General features: G+C 38.0%; 23 protein-coding genes. 4 read left to right on the top strand and 19 right to left on the bottom strand.

Features of this window, described 5'->3' with window-relative positions; genetic code table 11:
- Window positions 1–70 precede the first annotated feature (70 nt).
- Window positions 71–217: a hypothetical protein gene (locus ACY650_RS14655; protein ID WP_462248390.1), complete on the top strand. Its 147-nt coding sequence runs from the start codon at window positions 71–73 to the stop codon at window positions 215–217.
- Here ACY650_RS14655 and ACY650_RS14650 read toward each other — a convergent pair.
- From ACY650_RS14650 to ACY650_RS14565, 18 genes are all read right to left on the bottom strand, one after another.
- Window positions 214–1,053 (bottom strand): ion transporter, encoded by an 840-nt coding sequence (locus tag ACY650_RS14650; RefSeq protein WP_462248389.1) that lies wholly within the window; start codon window positions 1,051–1,053, stop codon window positions 214–216. The genes ACY650_RS14655 and ACY650_RS14650 overlap by 4 nt on opposite strands.
- A 69-nt stretch (window positions 1,054–1,122) precedes the next feature.
- The gene (locus ACY650_RS14645; RefSeq protein ID WP_462248388.1) at window positions 1,123–2,733 is read right to left on the bottom strand and encodes an SGNH/GDSL hydrolase family protein; all 1,611 of its coding nucleotides are present in this window, start codon (window positions 2,731–2,733) and stop codon (window positions 1,123–1,125) included.
- A gap of 12 nt (window positions 2,734–2,745) precedes the next feature.
- The gene (locus ACY650_RS14640) at window positions 2,746–5,595 is read right to left on the bottom strand and encodes a TonB-dependent receptor domain-containing protein (protein ID WP_462248387.1); all 2,850 of its coding nucleotides are present in this window, start codon (window positions 5,593–5,595) and stop codon (window positions 2,746–2,748) included.
- Between the two features lie 185 nt (window positions 5,596–5,780).
- Window positions 5,781–6,110, bottom strand: a complete 330-nt coding sequence (gene gldC, locus ACY650_RS14635; RefSeq protein ID WP_462248386.1) for a gliding motility protein GldC — start codon at window positions 6,108–6,110, stop codon at window positions 5,781–5,783.
- A gap of 38 nt (window positions 6,111–6,148) precedes the next feature.
- Window positions 6,149–6,955, bottom strand: a complete 807-nt coding sequence (locus ACY650_RS14630) for a M48 family metalloprotease (protein ID WP_462248385.1) — start codon at window positions 6,953–6,955, stop codon at window positions 6,149–6,151.
- Window positions 6,952–7,878: a bifunctional riboflavin kinase/FAD synthetase gene (locus ACY650_RS14625; protein WP_462248384.1), complete on the bottom strand. Its 927-nt coding sequence runs from the start codon at window positions 7,876–7,878 to the stop codon at window positions 6,952–6,954. Before ACY650_RS14625 ends, ACY650_RS14630 begins: the two co-directional genes overlap by 4 nt.
- A complete protein-coding gene (gene truB / locus ACY650_RS14620; protein ID WP_462248383.1) occupies window positions 7,865–8,539 on the bottom strand; it encodes a tRNA pseudouridine(55) synthase TruB in 675 nt (224 codons plus the stop codon). Before truB ends, ACY650_RS14625 begins: the two co-directional genes overlap by 14 nt.
- 1 nt (window position 8,540) lies before the next feature.
- Window positions 8,541–9,326: an undecaprenyl-diphosphate phosphatase gene (locus tag ACY650_RS14615; protein WP_462248382.1), complete on the bottom strand. Its 786-nt coding sequence runs from the start codon at window positions 9,324–9,326 to the stop codon at window positions 8,541–8,543.
- Window positions 9,323–9,547 carry a DUF3098 domain-containing protein gene (locus ACY650_RS14610; RefSeq protein ID WP_462248381.1) on the bottom strand — a complete coding sequence of 75 codons (225 nt, stop codon included), beginning with the start codon at window positions 9,545–9,547 and terminating at the stop codon, window positions 9,323–9,325. Before ACY650_RS14610 ends, ACY650_RS14615 begins: the two co-directional genes overlap by 4 nt.
- A 1-nt stretch (window position 9,548) precedes the next feature.
- Window positions 9,549–10,439 (bottom strand): cell division protein FtsX, encoded by an 891-nt coding sequence (locus tag ACY650_RS14605; protein ID WP_462248380.1) that lies wholly within the window; start codon window positions 10,437–10,439, stop codon window positions 9,549–9,551.
- A 50-nt stretch (window positions 10,440–10,489) separates the two neighbouring features.
- Window positions 10,490–11,419 carry a hypothetical protein gene (locus tag ACY650_RS14600; protein ID WP_462248379.1) on the bottom strand — a complete coding sequence of 310 codons (930 nt, stop codon included), beginning with the start codon at window positions 11,417–11,419 and terminating at the stop codon, window positions 10,490–10,492.
- 2 nt (window positions 11,420–11,421) lie between these two features.
- Entirely contained in the window at window positions 11,422–11,961 is a 540-nt protein-coding gene (locus tag ACY650_RS14595; protein WP_462248378.1) for an RNA polymerase sigma factor, read from the bottom strand.
- Window positions 11,962–12,052: 91 nt separating this feature from the next.
- Window positions 12,053–12,682, bottom strand: a complete 630-nt coding sequence (pdeM, locus tag ACY650_RS14590) for a ligase-associated DNA damage response endonuclease PdeM (protein WP_462248377.1) — start codon at window positions 12,680–12,682, stop codon at window positions 12,053–12,055.
- A complete protein-coding gene (locus tag ACY650_RS14585; protein ID WP_462248376.1) occupies window positions 12,675–13,109 on the bottom strand; it encodes a DUF2147 domain-containing protein in 435 nt (144 codons plus the stop codon). Before ACY650_RS14585 ends, pdeM begins: the two co-directional genes overlap by 8 nt.
- 10 nt (window positions 13,110–13,119) lie before the next feature.
- A complete protein-coding gene (locus ACY650_RS14580; RefSeq protein WP_462248375.1) occupies window positions 13,120–15,585 on the bottom strand; it encodes a ligase-associated DNA damage response DEXH box helicase in 2,466 nt (821 codons plus the stop codon).
- A 71-nt stretch (window positions 15,586–15,656) separates the two neighbouring features.
- Window positions 15,657–18,041 carry a sodium-translocating pyrophosphatase gene (locus ACY650_RS14575; RefSeq protein ID WP_462248374.1) on the bottom strand — a complete coding sequence of 795 codons (2,385 nt, stop codon included), beginning with the start codon at window positions 18,039–18,041 and terminating at the stop codon, window positions 15,657–15,659.
- Window positions 18,042–18,143: 102 nt separating this feature from the next.
- The gene (gene folE, locus ACY650_RS14570; RefSeq protein WP_462248373.1) at window positions 18,144–18,830 is read right to left on the bottom strand and encodes a GTP cyclohydrolase I FolE; all 687 of its coding nucleotides are present in this window, start codon (window positions 18,828–18,830) and stop codon (window positions 18,144–18,146) included.
- Window positions 18,793–19,203: a 6-pyruvoyl trahydropterin synthase family protein gene (locus ACY650_RS14565; protein WP_462248372.1), complete on the bottom strand. Its 411-nt coding sequence runs from the start codon at window positions 19,201–19,203 to the stop codon at window positions 18,793–18,795. The genes folE and ACY650_RS14565 overlap by 38 nt, the downstream gene beginning before the upstream one ends.
- 102 nt (window positions 19,204–19,305) lie before the next feature.
- On the opposite strand from ACY650_RS14565, the gene ACY650_RS14560 reads away from it, so the two are divergent.
- The gene (locus tag ACY650_RS14560; RefSeq protein WP_462248371.1) at window positions 19,306–19,959 is read left to right on the top strand and encodes a phosphoadenylyl-sulfate reductase; all 654 of its coding nucleotides are present in this window, start codon (window positions 19,306–19,308) and stop codon (window positions 19,957–19,959) included.
- Window positions 19,960–20,019: 60 nt separating this feature from the next.
- Entirely contained in the window at window positions 20,020–20,940 is a 921-nt protein-coding gene (locus tag ACY650_RS14555) for an NAD-dependent epimerase/dehydratase family protein (RefSeq protein WP_462248370.1), read from the top strand.
- Here the strand turns inward: ACY650_RS14555 and ACY650_RS14550 are convergent.
- The gene (locus ACY650_RS14550) at window positions 20,937–21,668 is read right to left on the bottom strand and encodes a class I SAM-dependent methyltransferase (RefSeq protein WP_462248369.1); all 732 of its coding nucleotides are present in this window, start codon (window positions 21,666–21,668) and stop codon (window positions 20,937–20,939) included. The two genes, ACY650_RS14555 and ACY650_RS14550, sit on opposite strands and share 4 nt — an antisense overlap.
- A gap of 16 nt (window positions 21,669–21,684) precedes the next feature.
- On the opposite strand from ACY650_RS14550, the gene ACY650_RS14545 reads away from it, so the two are divergent.
- Entirely contained in the window at window positions 21,685–22,062 is a 378-nt protein-coding gene (locus ACY650_RS14545; protein WP_462248368.1) for a putative signal transducing protein, read from the top strand.
- Window positions 22,063–22,074: the final 12 nt, after the last annotated feature.

The following is a 22,074-nucleotide window of genomic DNA, read 5'->3' as shown; positions in this document are numbered from 1 at the left end:
CTTCATGAGTAAGTTACAAAAACAAATACTTAATTAGGTTTTTAGCGGCTATATTTATGCCAAAAAAAGAATGGAAGAACAAAAGTCGATGAACTTTTCTGAATGGGTGGATACGCTAACAGTAACTGATGTGGTGAACATCTTTTTAATGATTGGATTCACTGCAGTCATATTATGGCTTGTTGTAAGAACTTTTCGAGGAAAATCATCAGCTTAAAGTTTGGCTGAACAGTTCTTACAATAAATAGCATCATCATCATGCCCTCGCATTCCACAGTTTGGACAAACTCTTTTTGCAGCGGCTTCACTTTCTTTTTTATCTCTTTCGGCTTGAGCTATTTCAGTAGTTACAATACCTGTAGGCACCGCTATTATGGCATAACCCATAAGCATGAGCATTGAAGCCACAACTTGTCCAAATACCGTTTGGGGCGCTATATCTCCATAACCAACTGTTGTAATAGTAACAATAGCCCAATAGATGCTCCTAGGAATACTAGTAAATCCACTCTCCCCTCCTTCTATCATATACATTAGCGTTCCCATTATCATCGCAAGTGTAAATACTGCTCCCAAAAAAACTAAAATCTTGTGGCGGCTTGCGGCCAACGCATCAGTGAGCACTGAGGCCTCCCTAAGGTATCGTCCAAGCTTTAGAATTCTAAAGATTCTTAGAAGCCTAATAGAGCGAATCACAACCAAATAACTACCTCCAGCAACAAATAACGTCAGGTATGTTGGAAGTGTAGCTAGCAAATCGATTATACCAAAAAAGCTAAATGCATACTTTTTAGGTTCTATAGTAATAAAAAGGCGTAGTAAATATTCTATGGTAAAAAGAATAGTGAAGAACCATTCTGAAATAAAAAATACAGTAGCATAGGCATCGCGTATTTCTCTTACACTTTCTAACATCACACTGACAACACTAAGTACTATGGCCCATAGTAAAATGATGTCGAATAACTTTCCTGCTCTGGTATCGGTACCAAAGACTACAATAAAAAGTTGCTTTCTTAATCTAGGAAGGAATTTAAACTCCGGATGAGACATTCAATAAAAATACATTTAAAATAAAAAACCCCGCTAATGCGGGGTTTAATTTATAACTAAAAAGTATTCTTAAAATGGTGCATTAATTGGCGCATAATCCAGCGGATTGACCTCTGGAATGCTTGCACCATAAGTCTCATTAATCGCTTTTATAATTTCGTTAGCAATTAATGCTGCACCTCTTCCATTTGGATGAACTCCATCTGTTGACCAAACGCTATTATATAACTCTGTAGTTGAAAGGCTTAGAGGTACCAGGTTAATTCCTCCCACTTCTAATCCTAAAACACCATCTGCTGCAGCGACACCATCATCACCTAACTGTAGAGCGGCAGCTTGTTCTGCACTTAATCCATACATATCAGCAAACAGAGGTCTTACATCAACCATTGTCACATTTGGATTAGCATCTACAATTGTCTCTATGATAACATTGTACGTTGCATATGCAGTAATAATTTCTACTTGCTCAAGGGGAGTAAGTACATATCTATCTTCGACAGGTACACCTACACCAATAACAGAATTAGGATTAGTTGGATCTGCTAGAGTTCCGATTACAGATAATGCCGTAAGAGGGAATAAATCTGAAGAACCTGTTGTAGGATCGATTGCAGCTTGTCTCATACTAAGTAATGCAGGGTCAACTGCAGTAAGATCTGTAAGAGATTCATCAAGTATTACCGGAGGATTAACACCAGCAACAAAATTGATCTTTCTTGAATCAGCTTCAGCTTGAGTGATAAGTTCACCACCAGCAGCACTTGCAAGTAGATCAAGGGTTCCATTGTAAGTAGCGTATCCAGCATTTACAGCATCAGCAGTAGCTTGATCTAATGGGATCAAACTAACACCTTCATTTAAGGTCGTTACAGTCTGGAAAAATGGAATAATAGTTACAGGAGGAACATTCAACACAATACCTTGGGCACCATCAGCTGTAAGGCTAGCTAAAACAGTACCATATGCAGTTTGGAAATCCGCAGTACTTGTAATCGCCGAAATCGCTCCATCGCCACCAGCTGTAGCATATCCTAATACATCATTAGATCCGATCCAAAGTGTAAAGAATGATGCATCAGCACTTACAGCATCTCCTAAAATTGTAGAAGTGGATGGATCCGAAGCAAAAGCATTATAGAATGGATTGCCAAAGTCAGCTATTCCATAACCTGCTGTAGTTAAGTCAACTACTCTAGCGCCAGGAACCCCAAAATTATTTAAGGAAGATCCGGTATTAGTAGACTGAGACAGGAAATCACCAGAAGAAAACTGGATAACATCACCAAAGCTACCTGTTCCTTCCAATGCGGCTACAGCTGCTGCCAGATCAATGAATGATCTTCCTAATGCATTATTGTCACCATCAACTCCACCAAAACCATTTCCGCTAGTAATATCAGGTTGTACAAAAGCACCACCACCTGCTGTCAAAAATTGAGTTGCAAGGATATTTGGATAAGATTCCATTTGCCCATCCGGATGCAACGCTCCGTCTGTAAATCCAGCGGTCAGTGAATTACCAACTGCAACATAATTTGATAAATCTAATGATCCAGTGCTTGGCGCAGCAGGCTCATTAACTTCTATCCAATCTTCAACTAAATCATCTTCGCTGCTACATGCAAAAACAACTGCAGCAAAAAGTACTAATGAGAGTTTATTAAATATTTTTTTCATTGTCTTCAATTTTTAGAAGTTGCTAAGAATGTTGTCAAGGTTCAATTGTACATAGTAAAGTGCACCAAGGCTCGGGTTACCATGTGAGGTAGTATATCTCTCATTTAAGATATTAGAACCTCCAATCTTAATTCGTCCATTAACACTAGGTAACTGATAAGTAACCTGAGCATCTAATGTAGCAAAGTCTGCAATTACACTTGATCCAATTGCTGATTGCCATAAGAAAGCATCTTGCCATCTGTAAGTCAAGCCAAATCCAATTCGATCTGTAATTTTTCTGTTACCAAAAGTGATGTTATATCTCCATTCAGGAGTATTGAATGCTACATTATATGTTCTTGCAGTAAGATCATCAAGATCTTCAAGCTTATTGAATGAAGCATTTGCGCCTAAATTAAATCCATCAAGGAAAGAGTACTCCGCTCCAAGACCAAATCCATAAGTTTTTATGTCTTGATCGATATTGGTATCATATCCATATCTCTGAAGGCTTACTCCTGTAGCTCCACCATCAACAAACGTTTGAAGCTCAGCATCCGCATGTCTTGCTCCTGCAGATCCTACTGAATATCCGCCAGGAACAGACTGAATATCTCCTGTAACTACGGCCTGAGTTACGTCAATTTCAGCTCCAAAATCCTGGTATGTACTGTTGTAGTAGAAAGCATCGATTAAGAGTTTTCCATCTAATAGAAGTCCTTTATAACCAACTTCCCAAGTACTTACTTTTTCAGTTGTGAAATCTTTGTAAGCATCTGCTGCAACAACTAAATCATCAACATTTCCACTCGCTTGAGCAGCCATTACACTCTCAGTTGTATAAACAGTATTAGAATTTATATTATAGTTCTCGGTTAAGATGTCGTTTCTACCAATCAAACGTCTTGTTACAACATCTAGGTCGATATACTGATCCTGAGTTGTTGGAATTCTAAATCCTCTTTGGAATGAAGCTCTAAAGTTCTGATCAGCCAAAAATTCCCAAACTCCAGAAATTCTCGGAGAGAACTGTCCAGCGAAGTTTTCATTCTTATCATATCTCACAGAACCTTGCAATTTCACATTATCAATGATGTCTTTTGAGATTTGAACGTAACCTCCAAATTCATTGAATGATACCTCATCTCCTGCATCATCTAGTGTGAAAAGAGTTCCTTCAGAATTTAGCGCGTAGGTTCTGAAATTAGCTCCTACTACTACATCTGCGAAATCGATTTCATTTTTGAAATTGTAACTACCCTCATAGTGCCATAGTGCAGAATTGTCTAGGAATTTAGCTCCACCTTCAGCGATTGAAAGGTTTCTGAATTCATCAAAATCTGCTTCGAATGTTTCTGAACCTGGCTGAGGTTGCTGAGCATCAGCAGCAGCTCTTGCAGCAGCATGTAATGCAGTGTAATTATTCGGCGCAATAGCTCCAGTAGAAATAGCACCTGCATATGTACTAAAGTAAGTAGGTAGATACCTTCTTTGATTTATTAAAGATGCAATCGTATTAGCTGCATACGTATCTCCAGAGTTTTCTTGAGTAGTATACGCTCTTACGAAGAAATTATCTCCTCTTAATTCTAACTTACCAGTCCATATCGAGAATCCATCAAGAATGAATCGGTCATTAGCTGTATAAACCGAACTCCCTTGCCCCCAGTTCATTTGAGCAATTGCTTCTATTTTATCATTAATTCTGTAGTGGAATGCACCTCCAAGTTTTAAACTCTCTGTTGTATTGTCAACAAAGTCTGCTTCCTGATAACCTGTTGGAGAGAATGCGCCATTGGTTCCATTCGGCAACAAGCTTCTTATTGCAGCTACGCTTGGCCCATTTACTGGATCACCTGCAATTGTAATATCTGCTATAGTACCAATATCTATTAAGAAATCTCCGTATGTATTGATACCGTCATATACTCTATTGTTTTCTCTATTTGCAGCTAAGTTTCCTTCAACTGTTGCCCCGCTTTGATCTCTTTGATCTACTCCAATGAAATCTTGAGCTCTCAACCAAGAAGCATTGATTTTAACAGCCATCTTATTATTCCATGCCTTAGCATATCTAAAACCTAGATCTGTGTATGGAGATGCTTCATGATCTCTTTCATCCATATGAGTTACACCCACTTTAGAATAGAAATCCAGACCTTGATAATCAAATGGACTCTTACTATTCATTAATAGGATTCCTTGAATTGCATTTGGACCGTAAAGGGCTGAAGCCGCTCCAGGGATAAGCTCAACGCTCTCAAGATCTAATTCACTGATACCAACAACGTTACCAACAGGAAAATTAAGACCCGGAGCTTGGTTATCAATTCCGTCAATTAACTGTACAAATCGAGTGTTACCATTCGCTCCAAAGCCTCTTGCATTAACAGACTTAAATGTTAAACTCTGAGTACTAAAGTCAACTCCATTCATATTTCTAATACCAGTGTAGAAGTCTGGAGCTGGGGCATTTTGAATATCCAAAATATCCATTCTTTCAATAGATACTGGCGATTTTAGTGAACTCTCCGCGACTCTAGATGCCGAAACAACCACTTCTTGTCCTAAAAGCGTGGACTCCTCTAGTTGGATATCTACTTGGGTGGTACCAGAAGTCACTTCAATTATTTGTGATTCATATCCAACATATGAAATCACTAAATTAAAAGGAGGTTGAGATTGCACTGTCAATGAAAAATTACCGTCAATATCTGAGATGGTACCAAGTACTGTACCTTCTACAAGGACGTTAACACCGATTAATGCTTCACCTTCACTATCTACGATGTTCCCACTAACCGTGGTTTGAGCATAGGCAGCGACCGACAGTACAGTCAAGGCTAACCCAAAAATCATCTTTGTCAAATTCCTGATCATAAGGTTGATGTTTTGTGATTAAAATTTTGATATTAATAATACTTAAAAAATCCCTGTTAATAAGCATTTAAAGCCAACTTATTAAGCAAGACATTGCAAAAATTTCAATTAAGAAATATTATGCATGCATAATATTAGTGATTTTTCATGAAACGGAACAGTTTCTTTTGAAATGAAAAATCTGATTAGCCTTCATTTTTTACGTGTTCTACCAACTTATCGCACAATTGTGATATCTCCTGATTCATATATTCATCTCCAGTAGCATTCAAAACGCTCTGTGCAAGACCTCCTAAGCAATCAATATAAAAATGCTTCATTTCATCCATGGGCATATCCTTAGACCATAAGTCTATACGCATGGTGTTCTTATTCTCATGATCCCATAGAGAAAGGCTTATAGACTTGGTTTCGGCTAGTCCATCTCCTTCCTTCTCATCCGCATCCCACATTATTTTCTCAGGAATATTTTCCTTATCTAATTCAACTATGAATTTGATTTCTGATTTTTTCATCGGTTTTAAAACTATTTGTTGTTTGATTGCCTATAGACCTATGGCAATGAATTTCTGAAAGATTGATATCTGCTTGCTGACTCATCATCTATGCTTGCATCACATCCAAGCATAGCAACTACCTCATCAATATTTTCTATTCGTGACTGTTCCAACTGATGCGCAGCTATAAACTTAGACTGCTGGTTGGATTGAACATTTAATATTTTCTCGAAAAACAATCCCCCCGAGCGACAAGATTGACTCGTTTCACTTAAAATGGAAATTGCAAGCGTATCAGCTTGAATTTCATTCCCTCGAGTAAATGTTAAAAATTCATCCCTAAGTTCAAGATCATTAATTATACTTTCAAGAACATCATCTCCACCACTATTCGCAATTTGCTTGAGGTTATTTACTCCGTATTTGAAAAACAAATTTTCCGTAATAAGTGATTGATTAATAAGTGCAGCCAGGTGAGCAACTAAGCCCGAAAATTGATCTTCATTGTCAAGAAAAAAGATCATTCCAGTCGAGATATAAATATGTCCACCTGGAAATGCGAACGCTTGACGCTCGGTATCATCAAGCAAATAAATATTCCATGTGAATTCTTCTCCCTTTGTGATTAATGTGGAAGTTGTAATTTCATTTAGTCGTGAACTTGCATATCCGTATGGTACACTATTCCCTTGAGTTGGAATTACATTGAAATTGGGATTCTCTGCAAATGCTTGCGATAGCTTCTCTCCCAATAGGATTTCGTCTTCTTCCGTAAAATCAATAAGATTATCTGTCTTCTTACAGGAGGTCAGGCAAACGAAAGCCAGTGTTAATATTAAAATATGTGGTACCCTGTTTTTCAAATCAAAATACGTAATGCAGCTTCTTTGTCTTTATTTAATTGTGCTTTCAGCTCCTCTACACTTTCAAATTTCATCTCTTTCCTTAAACCTTTCACAAACTCAACGACAATTTCATGTCCATAGATATCTTCATCAAAATTAAATAAGTGAGCCTCTATGGTTCTTTCCCTTCCATCAACTGTCGGTTTAAAACCGATATTAAGCATCCCAAGATACTCATGCTGATTAACTATTGCCTTTATAGCGTATACTCCATCAGCAGGGCACAACTTATATGACTCACTTATTTCAATATTCGCAGTTGGATAGCCTAGAGATCTTCCTTGCTTATTTCCATCAACAACGACACCCTCAATTGAATAATTCCTACCTAAAAGAGAATTAGACAAATGAATTTCCCCACTCTCTAAAGCTGACCTAATTTTAGTTGAACTCACTCCAATGTGATCAATCTCTTGTTTTGAAATTTCATTTACCTTAAATCCATACCTTGATTCATTAGACTTAAGAAATTGAATATTTCCTTCTCTATTATTCCCAAAATGGTGATCGTATCCAATAAATAGCTTTTTAGTCCCCACTTTATCTACAAGAATCTGCTGTACAAATTCATCAGCAGTCAGATTGGAAAATTCAGGCGTAAAAGCAATTTTCAGGATATAATCCACGCCTTGGTTTTTGACAAGATTAACTTTTTCATCAAAAGTTGATAATAGCTTTAACTTATCTGCATCCTTATTTAGTATGAATCTTGGATGAGGCCACAAGGTAATCAGGACACTTTTCCCATTATTCACTCGCGCTTCTTCAACAATCCTTTTTAGAATAGTCTGATGCCCAATGTGTACACCATCAAAAGTACCAATGGTGACTGCAGCAAAGCTGGGCTTTTCAAACTCCTCTAAATGATCAACTACTTTCATTATTCTGACGAATAAAATCATCCAAATCTAGTGCATCGGATAACTGATATTCACCGACGCTCGTTCGAACTAATTTTTTTAAATAACCACCTACTCCCAATTTCTGACCAAAATCATGAGCTAAGCTTCTAATATATGTTCCTTTTGAGCATGAAACTCTAAACTTTACTTCTGGCAAATTAGTAGCGTCTATCTCAAAGCTATGAATCGTCAACTCTCTTGGTTCAAGTTTAACCACCTTATTTTTTCTTGCCTTTTTATAGGCTCTTTCTCCATCAATCTTTATTGCGGAATGAGCTGGCGGGATTTGTTTTATATCACCTTCAAATTCTTGTCTGGCTTTTTCTAAATCTTCATTTGAAATATTGGACCAATCAGCTTCCGAATCAAATTCTGTTTCCAGATCATAGGAAGGTGTCGTTTTCCCAATTTCAATTATTCCTTCATAAGTTTTATCGAGTCCTTGAAGTTCATTGAGTTTTTTGGTGAACTTCCCTGTGCCAATAATTAATAGACCTGTTGCCAACGGATCAAGCGTACCCGCATGACCGATCTTCTTAACTTTCAACGTATATCTTAACTTCTTTACTACATCAAAAGACGTCCAATCAACCGGTTTATTGATCAACAAAAGACGTCCCTGTTCAAAGCTATTTTCCATATCAAGCGGATATAATGGCAATTAAGCCCACAATGAAACAGTAAAATGCAAAGTAAGTTAGCTTCCCACTTTTGACTAGCTTGATCATCCACTTACATGCTATAAATCCTGAGATGAAGGCTGCAAAAAATCCAATCACCAAAGTTGTAGTATCAATTGAATGCGCTCCGGGATTCTCAGAATAATCAATAAGTTCCAACAAACTGGCACCTAAGATTGGTATTAAAACCATTAAAAAAGAAAATCTTGCTGCTTTAGATTTTTCAACACCTAATATAAGTGCTGTTGCTATAGTAGATCCAGATCTTGATATGCCTGGCAAAACAGCTACTGCTTGTGCAATGCCAATTACAATGGCACTTATAAATCCAACACGCTTATCCCCACTCCTCTTATAATGCGCAAAAAGTAAAAGACATCCTGTTATCAACAGCATTGCTCCGACCAAGAGCAGGTTTCCTACAAACAATGATTCAATTTGATCCTTGAAGAATACTGCAACTACAAAGACAGGAATCATTGACAATAAAATTTTTGCAACAAACTGAGTTGATTCGTTCCATTTAAACTTTAGAACATCTTTAATTATCAATAATATATCTTCCTTGAAAACTGCAATAGTTGCTAAAGCAGTAGCTAAGTGAACAACGACGGCAAATAATAAGTTGTCGGAGCTTTGCGCATCAAGGAGAACTGACCCTATCTCTAAATGGCCACTGCTACTAACAGGTAAGAACTCGGTAAGTCCCTGAATAATCCCTAAGATTAGGGCTTCTAACCAATTCATTCAGTATCAGACTTTGACTTTGGCTTGTAAAAAATTGCTACAAACTCAATTGCAAAGCCTAGCATAACTACAATTGGGCCTAGCGTCAATCCCAGAAATCCAAATCCATATGGTTCGGAGTCTAAAGTCATAATGATGAATCCAATTGCAAGTACGATTATACCTGCAATCATGATCAAATAGTTTGCTTTAGAAAAAGCTAATTTCCTTTTTTCAGACATTCTAATAAAGTTCGTCTAGTGACATTTTTAAATATTTCTTAATTGCTCTAAGTGAGCTAAAGTATCCAACTATAATTCCCATTATTAATATCACAGAAAAAAGTAGTAAGAAACCATTGGTATCTTGTAATTCCTCAAGACCTTCAATTACGCCATTCATATACTGTGTAAATCCATAGATTATTCCACAAGAAATAAGCCCGGCGAAAAATCCATATAACATAGAACGATATAAAAAGGGGCGTTGAATAAATGAACTAGTAGCCCCCACTAACTGCATACTTCGGATTAAGAATCGTTGAGAGAATAATGCAAGCTTGATTGTATTGTTGATAAGAATGATTACTACCAGCAAAGCAAAAATGGCAATACCTAGAAGGATGAATCCAATCTTTGTTAGATTTTGATTAATGCTTTCAATGAGGCTTTCTTCATATTCAACCTCAAATACACCGCGTATCTTTTCTATCTCACCTTTAATAAAATTAAGACTATCAAGTGCCTGATACTCTCCTTTTATTTTTACTGCAAAAAGATCACGCAGCGGATTGTCCCCAAGAAAATCCTTAAAATCTTCACCAGTTGCTTCTACAAATTGCTTAGCTGCCTCTTCTTTCGTTATCAAAAGAATTTGTGGATCCTCTTTAACTAAAGTATAGGGTTTTGAGGCTATTGAAATCCGAATCTTAGCAATATCGGATTGATTAATATTCTTATTGAGATAGACCTGTATCTCTACGTTTTCCTGAATGCGTGTACCAAGCCTGGAACTATGAAGCAACAACCATCCAAAGAGACCTAAAACCAACAAAGCGACAGTGATGCTAAACACAACACTTGCAAAGGGATAGCTTCCAAGCTTCCGTTTTTTTCTGGTTTTCTTATCTTCCATTCAGCCACGAATTTAGGCAAAATGAAAAAGCTATGGAACGTAATGTTAGACTACTTGTTTTCTCTGAGTGTTTTTAACTCATCAATTACCTGTGGGTTGGTCACTTTCGGCAATTCAGTAAGCTTATCCGCATTGCCTACTTTATAGTAGCTACCCAGATAGTAGACGTAGATTCGTCTTCCAGACTTACTGTTAATTTCAAGTATTTCATATGGTGCCTTATCAAACGCTCCATTAAGGAACAGCTTGCCATCATAATACTTATACTTAATCGTGCTACTCTTTGTAATTTCTGAAAGGACATCTATGGAATTCTCTGTAACATCCCCGTTATCCGTAGCTGGTATTTCGTCAAGTCCTGTAGTCTCGAAAGCTGCATCTTCGCCCACAGCCTCTGCATTTGGAGCTTCGAAAGAAGGTTTATAAACTTCTTTTACTTCTAAAACATCGCTCACTGTGTTTGATTCATCAGCAACTAAATCCTGACTTACGATTTCTTCTTCTTTAGCAACTTGATTTTCATCAACCTTAGAAATATTGGTCACAACCGGTTTTTCAATAAGCTGAGTTTCTGTATTTTCTTTTTCCTCCTCTCCTAATTGCCAAACAAATTCAATTGATTCGACCTCTTGTGCTTCCACAGTTGCGTCTTGGTCGTATTCTACAATTTCAGGTTTTTCACCATAGAAGTATATTCCAGTTCCGATTAGAGAGGCGATAACGACTCCACCAAACGACTTCATTAATGCTGATTGTTGTGCAAATTCAATCCAAGTTGGTCCTACATTGATTGCATCAAGTCTCGATTTCAATTCGAGTTTACGGTACTCCTTCAATCCATTTACAATATCAGATTGAAAGTCACTCTCTGCTTTAACAGATGGATCTGACTCAATAGCTTTATTAAATTCAGCCATTTCTGAATCACTCATACGACCTGAGTGGTAGTTGTCGATTTGCTCTTCGGTTATTTTAGTCATGTCTAATCAAAAAAGTCTTCTGTGGTGTATTTACTTTTTATTAAACTATCTAGCTTCTTTTTACACTTGTATTTTTTTGTTTTGGCGGTATCTGTATTAGCAAAATTCATCTTTTTCGCTATCTCCTGCATGCCCATACCATCAAAATAATAGTAGGTCAATACATTTTTACAGACATCTCCAAGCTCTCCAATACATTGCATAACGATCTTCAGTCTCTCCTTATCCTCATGTTTCTGATGTTCTTCACCATCAACCTCTTCTGAGGTTAGTCGACTTTTTCGATCCAATTCCTTTCTCCACTGATTGAGACAGATGCTATACAAGTAGGTACTGATCTTAGATGTTAAGACCAACTTCCCACTGGCAGCTTTCTGCCAAAAAGCGAGTAAGGCTTCTTGATATACGTCTTTCGCCTCGTCCTCGGTCCCGTTGTTAGACAGCACAATCTTGGTCATCATTCTGTAATATTTTTTATACAGATGATCAAGCACGCGCTCGTCTCCACGACCAATTCGCTCCAAAATCTCACTGTCCTTCATACACCAAGCCAGTTTTTAATACGATTTAACACAAATAAGTAACCCCTCCAGGGTGAGTAGCTGGAGTTACACTTGTAAAATACGATAAATCTCACGTTAATTCAATGACAGTTTCATCTGCAATTCCAAATACAACATCATCTTTTCCTGGTCTTATTTTTTTGAAACCTGTAAATTGTCCGAAAGCAGGTAGTATCCCATGTTTTTTGGAGAAGTAAAAACATGGCATAGTCAAACTTTGTCGCCCTTTTCCTCTCACTAAAATACCAGGATGAATGTGTCCAGAAAGATTGAAGTAACTGGTAGGTTCATAAATATGACTAAATGAAAAGGGTGGTATTTCTAAAAGGGGTGTAACCTTCAGCTTTTCTGGATATTCAGTCAGAATATCATGATTACCTTCTACTAGCACGAATGACACCCAATCATAAACTTCAATAAACTGTAAAAAGTCTTGCCATTCGCTATTCTCAAAGCTGTGAAATAAATCACCTAGTAAAATTACGGTGACTGGTTTATGATTTTGTATTAGTGACTCCAGAATATGAAGATCGGTCAAGTGGATTTTTCGAGAAATTGGTATCCCATGTTTTCTGAAATGACCCGCTTTTCCAAGATGGAGGTCAGAAACGATTAACACTTTTTTGGATTCCCAATAAATCCCTCTCTCGGGGAGTAACAAAAGCTTCTCCCCCTCCAATTCAAAACAACGATTATTCACCTGAATATGGCAACCAAGTTTGCGTGCGATAAAAGAACAGTAGATATCCTCTCACTTTTAAATTCCCGTCCTCTATCCATAATTTACAATCGTAGATATTTCCATTCTCTGGATCCATTATCTCACCTTTATGATATTCATCATTGTTCTTATTAAACTTCATATCTGAGATAATCTCCATACCAATGATCTTTTGATTTTTTCTATGGTCGTCACATTCTTCACAGATCGGATCAGGATCCTCCCCAGGATCTCTAAACAACTTGATAATCTTTCCAAAGTATTTTCCTTCATTCTCATAGATCTCAACAATCGACCTGGGCTTGCCCGATTCATCATCTATGGTTTTCCAAGTACCAACTATATCTTGTGAGTACGCTGCACTCATTACAGCAATTGAGATAAAAAATAGAATTGTTTTTTTCATAATATCAAATTTAATCTGCACCGACAGATCGTTCAAGTTGAATCTGCATTTTTAATATCCTATCAGTAACATCTTCGGAACTAAGTCTTTCTCGTCTAATCATGTCCACTAAAATAGGAAAGGCAAAAGGTGTTGGCTTTTGAGTTTCTTTTAAAATTATTTTTTGAGAATTTATCCTGCGAATGGCCTCCATAAATCTTGACTGATCCAATTGCAATGTCATTACTTCTTGCATTGACTGTTTCAGTAGTAAATTCTCTTCATCATATTCCTGAAATGCTTTGAAGATAATTCCTGATGATGCTTGTAAGTGCCTTGCTTTTAAACTCTTCCCTGGATAACCTTGAAAAATCAAACCAGCGATGGTTGCAACATCCCTGAATTTTCTTTGCGCCATTTCAGTCATATTGATAGACTCATTAATATCTTCATAGATATTTTCTTCTGAAAACAAATCAAGCTCAAGTCCTTCTTCAATGGCTATTTCCTGATCCGATAACAATTCAAAACCATAGTCATTCATTGAAATAGAAAAAGTGATTTTTTGGAGTTTACTCATTCTGTAGGCAATCAATCCAGCTAATACCTCATGAACGAACATCCCTTCAAAAGTGAAAAAGAAAAGATGATGTCCATGCTCAGTTTCTACTTTCTCTATCAGAAGAGACTTGTTATCTGGAATGATAGACATCCTCTTCTGCAAGTCGAGGATTGGTTTGATCTTTTGAAGCTCAATGTCACTAAAATCACCTTCGATTGCCTTTTGCAGTTTATGGCGTATTTGATCTGAAAGTAGTGATGAGAGCGGCAACCTCCCACCGCCCCATGATGGTGTCAATCCACTTTTCTTTTTGGATTTTTTCACAAGAACTGTTAAATCCTTGATCATCATAAATTCAAGGTTTTGTCCTGCAAACCAAAAGGTATCTCCAGGATTCAATTTAGAAACAAAACTCTCTTCTACTGTACCAAGGTGACCTCCTGAAATAAATTTGACACTCATTGCCGGATCTCCAACAATTGTCCCAATTGACAATTTGTGTCGTTGTGCAGCCTTCTTATTAATGATTTTATAAATCCCCTCATCATTAAACACTCGAGAAAATTCATCATATTCTCCAAGCGTACTCCCCCCGGTCGTTATGAATTCTAACGCCCAATTCCATTCATCTGCAGTAAGCAAGCGGTAACAATACGTCTGCTTGATTTCCTCAAGGATTTCTAATGGCCTGAATCCTCCACTTACCGATAGAGTAACTAAATATTGAACGAGCACATCTAAGCATCTTTCCAATGGCTTTCGTTGTTCGAACTTCCCCTCTTCCACTGCTGATCTTAATGCGGCTCCTTCGATTAATTCAAGCGAATGCGTAGGGACGAAGAATATTTTACTTAGCTCACCAGGACCGTGTCCACTTCGACCAGCTCGCTGCTGAAAACGAGATACTCCTTTGGGCCCACCTATTTGAATTACTGTATCGACTGGACGAAAGTCTACTCCAAGGTCAAGACTTGACGTGCACACCACCAACTTCAACTTGCCTTCATGAAGTGCATCCTCCACCCAATTTCTAATATGTTGATCCATTGAGCCGTGATGCATGGCAATAACACCCGCTAGTTCAGGAGCCCCTTTTAATATAGCCTGGTACCAGAGTTCGGTTTGTGATCTTGTATTGGTGAAAAGTAATGTGGTATTGCTACGCTCAATAATCGGCAACACCTTATCCAATAATTTCACACCCAAATAACCAGACCAAGGAAATTTTTCAACTTCATCTGGCATGATGGAAGTCACTTCTATTTTCTTTTCAACATTGGATCGTATTGAAACTGAACTTTTATAGAGATCTTCTCCTAATAGGACTCTTTTAGCCTGAGGAAGATTGCCTATGGTGGCAGATATTCCCCACACTTTTAGTTTATTCTCTGTAAGCTTTTTAACTCGTGATATGGCTAATTCCGTAGCAACTCCTCTTTTAGTGCCAATCAGCTCATGCCATTCATCAACAATGATGCTTTTTACATTTTTTAGGTAATTGGGATAATCGCTTTGACTAAGCAAAACATGGAGGCTTTCCGGAGTTATTACTAATGCCTGAGGGGCTTTCTTCTTTTGTTTCTGACGCTCTGTTGTAGTGGTATCTCCAGTTCTTAATCCAATATTCCACCTAACATCTATATCATCACAAAATCGCTGCATTGCACTTTGGATGTCTTTAGCAAGTGCCCTCAAAGGCGTGATCCAAAGAATTTGCACTTCGGGTTTGACGTCATACGGCTCATTCTCTTTAAGAAATTCGAGCACACAAGGAATCCAAAGCGCGTAGGTTTTACCAGAGCCCGTTGGTGCATTTAAAAGTCCACTTTTACCATTCAAGTATGCCTCCCACGTATCTCTTTGAAAAGAGAACGACTTCCATTTATTGGATGTAAACCAATCCTCTGCTATTTGAATGAGTTCGTTGTTAGACACAGGTTGAAGTTACGTAAAGGCATAAAAAAACCCCGACATATGCCGAGGTTTTCAAGTAAGTTCATAATTACTTACTTCATTTCATCAATTTGGCTCTTTACTGCTTCTTCAGGGCCCGTAAGCGTGTCAACTTTTATAGTAGTCTCTCTGTTTTCAGTGATCTCAGAAGTTACAATTGCTTGAACTTCACCATTCTCTAATGAAGTCATTTCTACTTTAAACTCCTTTGATACTTCTTTTACCTTTTCAGCAGGCTCATCCATCATAATAACGGCAGCTTTTTCTGGAGCTCCGTGTCCGCCTGAACCGTAAACCTCTCCCAAAATAGGAGCGATCACAAGACCTACAAGACAAGTCAATTTGATAAGGATGTTCATGGATGGACCGGAAGTATCTTTGAATGGATCACCAACTGTATCGCCAGTAACTGCTGCTTTGTGAGCCTCAGAACCTTTATAAGTCATTTCCCCATCAATCTCAATTCCAGCTTCGAAAGATTTCTTCGCATTGTCCCATGCGCCACCAGCATTGTTTTGGAAGATTGCCCAAAGCACACCAGATACGGCAACTCCAGCCATGTAGCTACCAAGCGCTTCAGGTCCCATCAAGAAACCAATTAGGATTGGTGCTATGATTGTGATTGCTCCTGGAAGCATCATTTCTTTAAGTGCAGCTTTTGTAGATATATCAACACATTTTCCATATTCTGGTTGCCCAGTTCCTTCCATGATGCCAGGAATTTCTTTGAATTGTCTTCTTACCTCTTTTACCATTTCCATGGCAGCTTTTCCTACAGACCTCATAGCAAGTGCAGAAAACACTACTGGAACCATACCTCCAATAAACAAGGCAGCAAGAACGTCAGCTTTAAAGATGTTAATTCCGTTGATGCCGGTAAAGGTTACATACGCAGCGAATAAAGCTAGTGCTGTTAAAGCAGCTGAAGCAATAGCGAAGCCTTTTCCGATAGCAGCAGTTGTATTTCCTACTGAATCGAGAATATCCGTTTTCTCTCTTACATCTTCTGGTAATTCGCTCATTTCCGCAATTCCACCCGCATTATCAGCAATAGGTCCAAATGCATCGATTGCAAGTTGCATTGCCGTAGTTGCCATCATCGCAGATGCAGCAATACCAACACCATAAAAACCTGCCAATTCGTAAGCTCCCCAGATTGCACCAGCAAACAATAGAATTGGTGCAAAAGTTGAAATCATACCTGTTGAAAGTCCGGCAATGATATTTGTTGCAGCTCCAGTTGCAGAATTCTGTACAATATCTACTACAGGCTTTTTACCAAGTCCTGTGTAGTATTCTGTGAAGTAAGAAATAAGTCCTCCTACTGCCAGTCCTACCAATACTGCACCAAAAACGCTACCTGAAGTAACTGTAAGGTTTCCTTCGCCAAAGAATGCCATTGTCATTTCAGCTGGAAGGATTAAATCAATTAAGAAGTAGCAAGCGATCGCAGTCAATATGATAGAACCCCAATTTCCTTTGTTAAGGGCTGCTTGAACTTGAGCTTCTTTAGCATCATTTCCAGACACTTTAATAAGCATAGTTCCTAGAATCGAGAATACGATACCAAGACCAGCAATTACTAAAGGAAGTAATATCGGTCCGATACCATTGAATGAATCTGTAATTGATCCACCCATGTCTCTAATTACATAGTTACCTAGAACCATCGAAGCCAAAACAGTAGCTACGTAAGAACCGAATAAATCAGCACCCATACCTGCTACGTCTCCAACATTATCTCCAACGTTATCAGCTATTGTTGCAGGGTTTCTAGGATCATCCTCTGGAATACCAGCTTCTACCTTTCCTACAAGGTCAGCCCCAACATCAGCAGCTTTCGTATAAATACCACCTCCTACACGAGCAAAAAGTGCAATTGACTCTGCTCCAAGTGAAAAACCTGCAAGTGCCTCAAGGACTACAGTCATATCGTTAACTCCATTGGCAGTCCATGTTCCGCCCATGAAAAATTGAAATAATAGAATGAATAGTACACTTAGCCCGAATACAGCCAGACCTGCAACTCCTAGTCCCATTACGGTTCCTCCGGTGAATGAAACTTTCAATGCTTGAGGCAAGCTAGTTCTTGCAGCTTGTGTTGTTCTTACGTTTGCTGCAGTTGCGATTCTCATACCGATGTTTCCAGCCCATGCTGAAAAGAATGCACCAATAACGAATGCTACGATGATGAACCAGTGCGTGGTTTCTACCATCATTGAGATTACTCCTAATAGAATACCAGCAATTACAACGAATATGGCTAGTATTCTGTATTCAGCACTAAGAAATGCCAATGCCCCTTCTCTGATGTAGTTTGCAAGTGTCTGCATCTTTTCTTCACCAGCATCTTGCTTGTATACCCAGCGAGATTTGATGATCATCACAAGAAGCCCTAGTAGACCAAGGGCAGGCACTAAATAGATTAATTTATCCATGATTTTTTATATGGTTTTCAAAAACAGTGCGCAAAGATAGGTCAACTAGTTTTTATAGAAAACCATTTAAAAAGAACTTTGAAGTGGTTCTTGTAGAAGAAATTACTGCGCGCTCGAATTAATGTAATTCAAGAATTCATTTTTGATATTTTGATCTTCGAATTTTCCAGAGAAGAAGGCTGTTCCAGTCCTACTATTGGTATCATTTACTCCTCTGGATGCTACGCACAAGTGAGTGGCATCCATAACAACAGCAATATCCTCTGTATTCAACAGACTTTTTAGCTCGTTACCTATTTGCATAGTCAATCGCTCTTGAACTTGTGGCCTTTTTGCGAAATACTGTACTATTCTATTGATTTTTGATAGACCAATCACTTTGCCACTAGAAAAATATGCTACATGAGCTCTACCAATAATTGGCACGAAATGATGTTCACAATTTGAGTAGAAGGTAATATCTTTTTCTACCAGCATTTCATTATACTGATATTTATTTTCAAATAGCTTAACATCGGGCTTATTGGCAGGGTTAAGACCAGAAAAAACTTCCTTTACATACATCTTCGCGACTCTGTAAGGTGTACCCTTAAGACTATCATCTTCCAAGTCTAATCCAAGAATTTGCATAATTTCTTTAAAATGCTTTTGGATCAATTCGATTTTTAACTCATCGTCTTGCTCAAATGCATCGGGTCTCATTGGGGTTTCTGAAGACCAACCTGCATGGTCATCCCCTTCTTGATCATACTTAAGCTGGGTATTCGACAAAGTTTCTTTCTGTTTCATAAAGCGTTATTTTCATCTCATACTTCTCTTCGATTTTATCCCTAAGAAGGTCATAAATGACTTTCACGATATTTTCGGCTGTCGGATTGAGATTTTTAAATTCCTCTGTATCTAAATTAAGGTTTTTATGATCGAAACGGTTCAAAACCTGACTTTTAATCAGGTCGCTTAGTTTCTTCATATCGTATACATAACCAGTCTCAGGATCAACCTCCCCTGTTAAACTGACGATAACTTCATAGTTATGCCCGTGCCAATTTGGATTATTACATTTATCAAATACCTCCTCATTTTTTTCGTCAGTCCAATTAGGATTATGAAGCCTATGAGCGGCGTTGAAATGTTCTTTTCTCTTGACTGTTACTCTGTGCATTCTGCAAAATTACCGGAACCTATAACAACAACATGAACAAAGATGTTTCGATGGCTATGAATTTATTTCTACTTGACGTTGTTTTGCCATGAACTTTAAGGCATGGAAATTCCAGAAATCAAAAGAAAAATAGCGGAATATAAAGCTGAGGGAAAAAGACTGTTCACCACGTCTTCCTTTCAGACACACAGCATTCCTATGCTCCATATATTAAGTGAAATAGATAATTCCATCCCTGTATATTTTATAAATACAGGATATCTTTTTCCGGAAACTGTTTCTTTTCGAGATCAGATTGCACAACGTTTGGGATTGACTATTGTGGATTTGAAGCCCAATACGCCAAAATTTATGCAGCGTGAAACGAATGGGAAATTAATGTTTACCACAGATCCGGATCATTGCTGCTACCTAAACAAGACTCAGCCGATGGAATCCGTACTAGCTACCCATGATGTGTGGATCAATGGAGTGAGGGGAGATCAAAGTGCAGTAAGAAAAGCAATGAAGGTAGAACAACCAGCGCCGTTTGACAGTATTAGATTCCATCCAATGTTGGATTGGGACAATAGAAGAATATTCGCATATATAAAAGAACATAACCTACCCAAACACCCCCTTGATGCTAAAGGCTATATCAGCATAGGTTGTGAGCCCTGTACTAGAAAAATGGATCTAGATATGCAGGAACGAGAAGCAAGATGGTTTGGCCTAAACAAAGTTGAGTGTGGACTTCACACGGATTTAGTGAAATAGAATTAGTAGAAGTTTAAGTGAATACAGATTACTGATTCGCTAATTAACCAATAACAGAACATGAAAGTATTGATTACCGGGGGAACCGGTTATGTTGGAACGAAACTGGCTAAACACCTAGTGGGCTTGAAGGAAATAGAAAAAATCATCGTGTATGATAATCTTAGCAAGGGTCATTACAACTTTTTTTTAGGTCAGGATTATGATCATTCGGAGAAAATCCAGGCTATCAGCGGAGATATTTTAGATACAAGGCAACTTAAAAAGTTAATGAAGGATGTAGATGTTGTTGTCCATCTGGCTGCTATTGTAACAACACCATTTGCAAATACTGATCCCCACTTTTATGAGCAGGTAAATCACTGGGGGACCGCTGAAGTGGTCTACAGCGCTGAAGAATCTGATATTTCAAAATTCATATACTTAAGTAGTACTTCCGTTTATGGCGCTAGTGAGCAAGTAGCCACAGAAGAAACGGTTCCAGCGCCCTCGACTTTTTATGGCATTTCAAAACTTCGAGGCGAAGAGCATGTAAGCAGATTGGCAGAGAAGAAAACAGCAATAAATATTCGTGGGGGAAACGTCTATGGATATAGTAAGTCTATGAGGTTTGATGCCGTTATCAATAGGTTCATGTTTGATGCCAACTTCAACAACCGCATTCAAATCAATGGCAATGGAAAACAGTCAAGAGCATTTATTCATGTTGATTACCTCTGTCATTCACTCGCGCAAGTGATCACAAAAGATGTAGTCAGTGGCACGTACAACCTCGTTGATAAAAACCTTCAAATTCTTGATATCGTGGATGTATTAAAAGAAATCTATCCTTCTTTAGAATTCTTATTTACAAATCAACATATGAATTTAAGAGAATTGAAGATCAGCTCTGATAGTAAATTATTTGACCAGATCGATAGATTTGAAACAAAAGAATTAAAAGCTGAACTAGAGGAGTTTAAAAAGCAATTTGCTTTTTAAACGCTACCTACCCGAATGAATACAGGAAAGGTGACTTCCCGCGTTCCCTCTTTCCAAATTTTAGAGAGGTCACTTTTTAATTTTTCTATTGGGTCCTGATCGTTTGCCTTTTTGTAATGCTGAACTGCTGACCAGGTGCTGATGTAACCTGTCAGCTGATCTAAGCTCATTTTACTCTTTATGTCGAAGTTTTCATTGATCTCCAACTCTTCATACGGAAACGGTATTGTTTCGTATCTGTCTTCAATGTGATCCCGCTCTGGATCCCAATATGGCTTGGTCACATCCCAATAAAATGATTGAATGATGGGATTCAATTCTTCATCAACCTGCACTAAACCATATCCGAATAGCGCTAGCGCACCTTCAGGTTTCAAGACACGCTTAACCTCCTCATTAAATGCTTTATGATCAAACCAATGAGCTGCTTGCGCCACAGTAACCAAATCAAAATGGTCATCTGGAAAATTTGTTTGCTCTGCTGGTTGTTTTGAGTATTCAATATTTGGTCTATGTGAAGCATTTTCAAGTTGCTTTTCACTGATATCTGTGGCTTGAACATTCGCAAAAGATTCTGCAAGCGCCACTGCAAGCTGACCATTACCAGTCCCACAATCCCAGCATACTTCATGATTGGTAAGAGACAATAAAAAGTCAATGAGCTTTTGCGAATAGACCGGACGGAACTTTGCGTAATCGTCGGATTGGATGGAAAAATTATCTTTCATTTATTTTTAGTCTCGAATGAAGTCGAAGGTATTAATTACATGTAAAAATTCAATAGAAGCACAATTGATTAAAAATCAGCTGGGAAACGAAGGAATTGAATCCTATCTTTTCAATGAGAATTTTTCAAACCTAATGCCATATATGCATAATATAATGGGTAGTGGTGTTCAAGTTGCAGTATTAGAAAGCGATTTTGCCAAAGCAAGGGAGATTCTAAAACTGGACGGTCCAGTTCGTTGTCCGAACTGCGGTTCGGAAAAACTCCTAGATAATTTCGCTAGAAAAGAAAATAAATTTATTGCTTTCCTTATTGCCCTATTTCTAGCTGGACCTGTTGGAAATCTATTGGGGAATTTCAAATGCGAAGATTGTAACACTGAGTTTAGCAGATAGTCTATCTGGTAC

It is taken from the genome of Ekhidna sp., from assembly GCF_963691765.1.
Lineage (GTDB): Bacteria > Bacteroidota > Bacteroidia > Cytophagales > Cyclobacteriaceae > Ekhidna.
This window is presented reverse-complemented; position numbering and strand designations above follow the sequence as displayed.